This window comes from Kitasatospora sp. NPDC001132 (genome assembly GCF_053598415.1).
On the sequence record NZ_JBSFKF010000077.1, the window covers coordinates 1 to 6,727 of the forward strand.

Below are 6,727 nucleotides of genomic sequence, written 5' to 3' on the forward strand. Positions count from 1 at the left end.
GTGGAGCGGATGATGCGGGACGCGAAGATCACGCAGATCTACGAGGGGACCAACCAGGTCCAGCGGATCGTGATGGCCCGCAACCTCCCGTAACCCGCGCCGACACCCCCCGACGGCCGGGCCGGTCAGCCGCCCGGCCGTCGGGGGCCGACGCATCCTCCCGATGCTAAGTTCCGGTGAATGAGCGAGAAGGAAGAGCAGGACCAGCCCATGAACGACGGGCCCTCGAAGCCGGCGATGCGCGAGGCGCTGGTGGCCGCGGCCTTCGAGCTCTTCCTGGAGCGCGGCTTCGAACAGACGACCGTCGACGACATCGTGTCGCTGGCCGGCGTCGGCCGGCGCTCCTTCTTCCGCTACTTCCCGGCCAAGGAGGACGTGGTCTTCCCCGACCACGAGCGCAGCCTCGCCGAGATGACGGAGTTCCTGGAGTCCGGCACCGGCGAGGAGGACCCGGTCAGGCACGCCTGCGACGCCGCCCGCCTGGTCCTGCGGATGTACGCCGAGCAGCCCTCCTTCTCCGTCCAGCGCTACCGGCTGACCCGCAAGGTGCCCGGCCTGCGGGCGTACGAGCTGTCCGTGGTCTGGCGCTACGAGCACACCCTCGCCGCGTACCTGCGCGGCCGCTTCGCCGACCGCCCGGACGGCCCGCTGCGGGCGGACGTGATCGCCGCCGCCGTCGTCGCCGCGCACAACCACGCCCTGCGCACCTGGTTGCGCTCGGGCGGGGAGAGCGACTGGGTGGCCGAGGTGGACGCGGCGATGGCCTTCGTCACCGGCACCTGGGGCGACCGCCCGGCAGAGGGCGCCGCCGAGGGCGAGTCCGACGACGTCGTGGTCCTGGTCGCCAGCCGCCGGGCGCCGCTGTGGCGGATGGTCCAGGGCATCGAGAGCGCGCTGGGCACCGACGCCCGCCAGGTCTGACCCCACCCGGGCCGCCACCCTCGCCCCCACCCGTCCGTCACCCCCGCCCTCAACCCCGCCCTCACCCGCTCGGAGCAGCCGGGTCCGCCGCGGCCCCGCTGACGGCCCGTGCGCCGTGCGGGGCTCCCGGCTCCGGGCGAGACTCGGTCGCAGGACGCGGCCTCCCGGGCAGCGGGCGGCCCGGGAGCGCGAGGGAGCGGCGATGCCGACGACGTCCCGGCGGCCTGACGGCGGTCCGACCCTGCACGAGGTGCTGCTGCACCGGGGCTACCTCCGCCTGCTGCTGGTCTCCGGGCTGGTCGGCGTCCCGGTCTCGCTGGCCGCGTTCGGCTTCGTCAGCCTGGAGCACGAACTCCAGCACTGGGTCTGGGAGAGCCTGCCGACGGCGGCCGGCTACGGGCGCGCCCCCTGGTGGTGGCCGTTGCCCGCGCTGCTGCTGGCCGGCCTGCTGCTCGCCCCGATCGTGACCCGGCTGCCCGGGCGCGGCGGCCACGTCCCGGTGGACGGGCTCGGCGGCCCGCCCACCCCGCCGGTCGCCGTCCCCGGGGTGGTGCTGGCCGCGCTCGCCGGCCTGCCGCTCGGCGTGGTGCTCGGCCCGGAGGCGCCACTGATGGCGCTCGGCGGCGGGCTCGCCCTGCTCACCCTCCGGTCCGCCAGACGGGCCGAACATCCGCAGCTGTTCGCGGTGTTGGGCACGGCGGGTGCGGCGGCGGCGATCTCCACCATCTTCGGCAGCCCGCTGGTGGCCGCCGTGATGCTGATCGAGGCGGCCGGGCTGGGCGGCCCGCAGCTGATCGCGCTGATCCTGCCCAGCCTGCTGGCCAGCGGGGTCGGTGCGTTGATCTTCACCGGCTTCGGCCACTGGACCGGCCTGGCGACCGGCGCGCTGTCGCTGCCGCACGTGCCGAAGAGCGGGGTGCCGGACGCGGCGGACTTCCTCTGGGGCGTCCCGCTGGCCGTCGCGATCGCCCTGTTCTGCGTGGTCGGCCAGAACGTCGGCCACCGGGTGAAGGCCCTCACCACGACCGGCACCGCCCGGCAGACCGCCGTGCGCACCGTGCTGTGCGCGGTCGCGGTCGGAGGCTGCCTCGCCGCGTACGCCCTGCTCACCGGGCGCTCCCCGGAGGAGGCCGCGCTCTCCGGACAGGCCACCCTGGCCGCGCTCGCCGCCGACCCGGCCGCCTGGTCGATCGCCGCGCTGCTCGCCCTCGTGCTCTGCAAGGGGCTGGGCTGGTCGATCGCCCTCGGAAGCCTGCGCGGAGGCCCGATCTTCCCGGCGCTCCTGCTCGGGGCGGCCCTCGGCACGGCCTGCGCACCGCTGCCCGGCTTCGGCACCGCGCCGGCCCTGGCCGTCGGCCTGGCGGCCTCCGCCGCCGCCGTCACCGGCCTGCCCGTCACCAGCACCGTCCTCGCCGAGGCCCTGCTCGGCGGTGAGGCGGCGAACTCGATGCCGCTGCTGATCGTGTCCACGGTGGCGGCCTTCATCACCGCGGAGTGGCTGCGCGGGCGGCCGAGGCAACAGACCGACCCGGCCGGCCGAACGGAGGCGGTGGAAGTCGGCTGACGCCCGGCCCCCGCCCCCGGCCCTGGCCCCGGCCGTCCACCTGCGAGCCGGAGCGGAGAGTGGGGAGGGTGTGCTCCAGCCGACTGATCCTCAGAAATGGGCATACGAACTGTATTTCCGCTGGTAGGAGCGGCGATTCTGACGGGGCGTTAGGGCCGTACGGGTTCCGGCGTCGGTTGCGGCGGGATGCGGGGCGTGGCTCTCTGAAGTCGCGGGGGTGCGGAACGCCACCGCCGCCTTGGAACCCCGAAACTCCGTGGAGGAGATCTGCATGCGTGCTTTCAAGCGTGTCCTGGCCGTCAGCGCCCTCACCGTCCCGCTGGTGATCGGTTGCGCCGGCCTGGCCTCGGCCCAGGAGGGCCTGGACGCGTCCTTCGGCAAGGGCCAGTTCATCGCCAACGAGAACGGTGCCGGCGTCGCCAGCACCCAGTCCTCCGTCAACCCCGACGGGCTCTCGCACGCAGACTTCTGGATCTGGGCCGACGAGACCGGCGTCTACGGTTCCTTCACGGGCGCGGGCGCCACCTGGAACCAGCAGTGACCTGACCTGCGGATCCCCCTCGGAGTCCCCGCGGACTCCGAGGGGGATCCTCCTGTTCGCGGGGGAACGCGGAGGAACGCGGAGAAAGCCGGAGCCGAAAAGCAGAAAGGCCCCAGATCAACTGGGGCCTTTCGTCGGTGTCCGAGGGGGGACTTGAACCCCCACGCCCGATAAAGGGCACTAGCACCTCAAGCTAGCGCGTCTGCCATTCCGCCACCCGGACCGGGTGTCGTCCTCGCGGCTTCCGATCTCTCGTCCGTCGCGCTGACAGATGTAACTGTAGCAAAGATCGGCTTGGGGTCCCAAAACGGTTCCCGGAGGAGCGGCGGGACCGGTGGCGGGGGCAAGGGGAGGTGTGTGGCGGGGGCGTGACCAGGGGGTTTCGGGAGCATGCGGGGGGTGGATCGGGATCGGGGGCTGGGGGAGGATGGGCGGACGTGCTCGTACGGCCCGGGTGCAGATCCCGGGGGTGGCGCGCTGGTGCGTCGGTGCGGGCCCAAGACGAGGAGTGACCGTGAGCGAGCGGAGCGAGTCGGCGGCGCCGAAGGTGACGGCTGAGTCGGAGGTCGCCGAGATCTGTCGCGATCTGATCCGGATCGACACCAGCAACTACGGGGACGGCTCCGGGCCGGGCGAGCGGAAGGCCGCCGAGTACGTGGCCGAACAGCTCGCCGAGTTCGGGCTGGAGCCGAAGATCTTCGAGTCGGCCAAGGGGCGGGCCTCCACCGTGGTCCGGATCGAGGGCGAGGACCGCTCCCGCCCGGGCCTGCTGATCCACGGCCACACCGACGTGGTGCCGGCCAACGCCGCGGACTGGACGTACGACCCGTTCGGCGGCGAGATCGCGGACGGCTGCGTCTGGGGGCGCGGCGCGGTCGACATGAAGGACATGGACGCGATGACCCTGGCGGTCGTCCGCGACCGCCTGCGCACCGGGCGCAAGCCCCCGCGCGACATCGTGCTGGCCTTCCTCGCCGACGAGGAGGCCGGCGGCACCTACGGGGCGCGCTTCCTGGTGGACAAGCACCCGGGGCTGTTCGAGGGCGTGACCGAGGCGATCGGAGAGGTCGGCGGCTTCTCCTTCACCGTCAACGACCAGGTCCGCCTCTACCTGGTGGAGACGGCCGAGAAGGGCATGCACTGGATGCGCCTGACGGTCGAGGGCCGGGCCGGCCACGGCTCGATGGAGAACGACGACAACGCGATCACCGAGCTGTGCGAGGCGGTCGCCCGGCTCGGTCGGCACCAGTTCCCGTTGCGGATCACCAAGACCGTCCGGGCCTTCCTGGACGAGCTGTCGGACGCGCTCGGGGTCGAGCTGGACCCGGAGAACATGGACGAGACGCTGCGCGTGCTCGGCGGCATCGCCAAGATGATCGGCACCACGCTGCGCAACACCGCCCAGCCGACCATGCTCGGCGCGGGCTACAAGGTGAACGTGATCCCCGGTCAGGCCACCGCGCACGTGGACGGGCGCTTCCTGCCCGGCTACGAGGAGGAGTTCCTGGCCGAGCTGGACAGCGTGCTCGGCCCGCGCGTGAAGCGCGAGAGCCTGCACTCGGACAAGGCGATCGAGACCGGCTTCGACGGTGCGCTCGTCGAGGCGATGCAGACCGCGCTGCGCGCCGAGGACCCGATCGCCCGCGCGGTGCCGTACTGCCTGTCCGGCGGGACGGACGCCAAGTCCTTCCAGGACCTGGGCATCCGCTGCTTCGGCTTCGCGCCGCTCCAGCTGCCGCCGGAGCTGGACTTCGCCGGGATGTTCCACGGGGTGGACGAGCGGGTGCCGGTGGACGGCCTGAAGTTCGGCGCCCGGGTGCTGGACCGCTTCATCGACGCCTGCTGAGCGCGTGTCGGGTGCCCTGCTGAGGGCGCTGCCGGAGGCCTGATCAGGCGACTGGGTCGGCCCGTTCCCGGAGCTTCGGGAGCGGGCCGACCGCATTGTCGGAGCTGATGATTGTGGGATGGGAAACAGAAGATCGACAGAAGCGATTCTGCAGAGAATTCCAGGCTGATCATTTGTGCGAGACCTCACCGCTGCGAGTGAATGGGAGATCCGTTCCGTACCCCGTTTGCCGCAGCGTCGTTCATCCCTGTGTGGCCCGCCGAACGGGTTGCGTTGTCCATACAGGAGGAATGATGAAGGTCAAGAAGATCGCCGCTGTCACCGCCGCCACCGGCGGCCTGGTGCTCGCCGCCGCCGGTGTCGCGTCGGCTCACGCCGACGCCGAGGGTGTGGCCGCCGGTTCCCCGGGTGTCCTCTCCGGCAACCAGATCCAGGTCCCGGTGCACGTCCCGCTCAACGTCTGCGGCAACACCATCAGCGTCGTCGGCGTGCTGAACCCGGCGTTCGGCAACCACTGCGCCAACGTCTGAGTCGACCTCCGGGCCGGCGGGGCCTGTTGAGCCGATTCGATCCGGCCCCCGGGCGGCGGACGCGCCGCACCGGGGGCGTTCGCGTCCCCGACGGATACACGGGGTCCGACACAATCGCTCGATCGGGTGAAGCCGATTCGTTCGACTCAACCTCCCCGTTGGCCCCTCGTTAACTCGTGTGCAGTCGAAGCCCTTGCGTGATTTACGGATCTACCGAAATTCCGACTTTTTTGAAGGTTCATGTCAAGGTCGACACGTCGTCTCGAAATGTCAGGGGAAAACATGAGGAATGTAGCCAAGAAGGGGATCCTCACGGCCGTGGCCACCGGCAGTGTGCTGGCCTCGACCGCCGGCTACGCCTACGCGGGGGGAACCGAGGCACAGGGGGTCGCCGCCGGTTCGGCGGGCGTCGTCTCGGGCAACTCGGTGCAGGTGCCGATCGAGGTGCCGATCAACGCCTGCGGCAACACGCTCGACGTGGTCGGCCTGCTGAACCCGTCCTTCGGCAACCGCTGCGCCAACGTCAACGGCGGCGGGGGCCACCAGGCGTCCAAGCCCTCCCAGGGCGGCCAGCCCGGCGGCTCGGGCGCCACCGGCGGTGGCCAGGCCGGCAGCGGCACCGGCGGTTCCGGCACCACCGGGATTCCGGGTACCAGCGGGATTCCCGGCACCGCCGGGATCCCGGGCACGAGTGGGATCCCCGGCACCACCGGAGTCCCCGGCACCACGGGCATCCCGGCTACCGCCGGCATCCCGGACGCCGCCACGGTGCCGGGTGCGAGCGCCTCCGGTGTCGCCGCCAACTCGCCGGGCGTGCTCTCCGGCAACAGCGTCCAGGCGCCGGTCGACGTCCCGGTCAACGCCTGCGGCAACTCGGTGAACGTGGCTGGTGTCGGCAACCCGGCCTTCGGCAACCAGTGCGCCAACGTCGAGCAGGCCGTCCCGGTCACCCCGGCCCCGCCGGCCGAGGGCTGCGCCGAGGCCTGCCCGACCCCGCCACAGGTCTCCGCCGAGGAGGTGCCGAACGTCGCGCGCACCGGCGCTCCGGACACCGCCGCCGAGACCGCCGTCGCGGCGCCCGCCGCGGCTCCGGCCGCTCAGCTGGCCTCCACCGGCGCCGGGAACGTCGAGCTGCTCGGGGCCGCCGGTCTCGCGCTGCTGCTCGGCGGCGGTGTGCTCTACCGCCGGGCCCGCGCCGGCGCCCGCTGACGCGCTCGGTCGGGGGCGGGGCCCGTCCTCAGGCGCGCCCGCGGGGCGAGCCTGAGAATCAGGCGTCCCCCAGTTCGTCGTCGATGATGGCGAGCAGTTCGTCGATGCCGGCGGCG

At 72.5% G+C, this 6,727-nt stretch carries 7 protein-coding genes and 1 tRNA gene; 7 read left to right on the plus strand and 1 reads right to left on the minus strand.

The annotated features are described in order from the left end of the window. From ACWDBE_RS38890 to ACWDBE_RS38905, 4 genes are all read left to right on the plus strand, one after another. Window positions 1-93, plus strand: a 93-nt coding sequence (locus ACWDBE_RS38890) for an acyl-CoA dehydrogenase family protein (protein WP_132919430.1), incomplete at its 5' end; no start/stop codon positions are given. A gap of 144 nt (window positions 94-237) precedes the next feature. Continuing rightward, on the plus strand, window positions 238-921 hold the full coding sequence (locus ACWDBE_RS38895) for a TetR family transcriptional regulator (protein ID WP_449792422.1): 684 nt from the start codon (window positions 238-240) through the stop codon (window positions 919-921). Between the two features lie 202 nt (window positions 922-1,123). After that, window positions 1,124-2,485 carry a chloride channel protein gene (locus ACWDBE_RS38900; RefSeq protein WP_449810343.1) on the plus strand — a complete coding sequence of 454 codons (1,362 nt, stop codon included), beginning with the start codon at window positions 1,124-1,126 and terminating at the stop codon, window positions 2,483-2,485. A gap of 271 nt (window positions 2,486-2,756) precedes the next feature. Continuing rightward, a complete protein-coding gene (locus ACWDBE_RS38905; protein WP_449792419.1) occupies window positions 2,757-3,026 on the plus strand; it encodes a hypothetical protein in 270 nt (89 codons plus the stop codon). Between the two features lie 138 nt (window positions 3,027-3,164). Here ACWDBE_RS38905 and ACWDBE_RS38910 read toward each other — a convergent pair. Further along, window positions 3,165-3,249: transfer RNA gene (locus ACWDBE_RS38910), tRNA-Leu, on the minus strand. A 291-nt stretch (window positions 3,250-3,540) separates the two neighbouring features. Between ACWDBE_RS38910 and ACWDBE_RS38915 the strand changes: the two genes are divergently transcribed. The 3 genes from ACWDBE_RS38915 to ACWDBE_RS38925 all read left to right on the plus strand — a co-directional run bounded on the left by ACWDBE_RS38915 (window position 3,541) and on the right by ACWDBE_RS38925 (window position 6,611). After that, window positions 3,541-4,872, plus strand: a complete 1,332-nt coding sequence (locus ACWDBE_RS38915) for a M20/M25/M40 family metallo-hydrolase (protein ID WP_449810344.1) — start codon at window positions 3,541-3,543, stop codon at window positions 4,870-4,872. A 290-nt stretch (window positions 4,873-5,162) separates the two neighbouring features. Further along, window positions 5,163-5,402 carry a chaplin gene (locus ACWDBE_RS38920; protein ID WP_449792345.1) on the plus strand — a complete coding sequence of 80 codons (240 nt, stop codon included), beginning with the start codon at window positions 5,163-5,165 and terminating at the stop codon, window positions 5,400-5,402. 282 nt (window positions 5,403-5,684) lie between these two features. Beyond that, a complete protein-coding gene (locus tag ACWDBE_RS38925) occupies window positions 5,685-6,611 on the plus strand; it encodes a chaplin (RefSeq protein WP_449810345.1) in 927 nt (308 codons plus the stop codon). Window positions 6,612-6,727 lie beyond the last annotated feature (116 nt).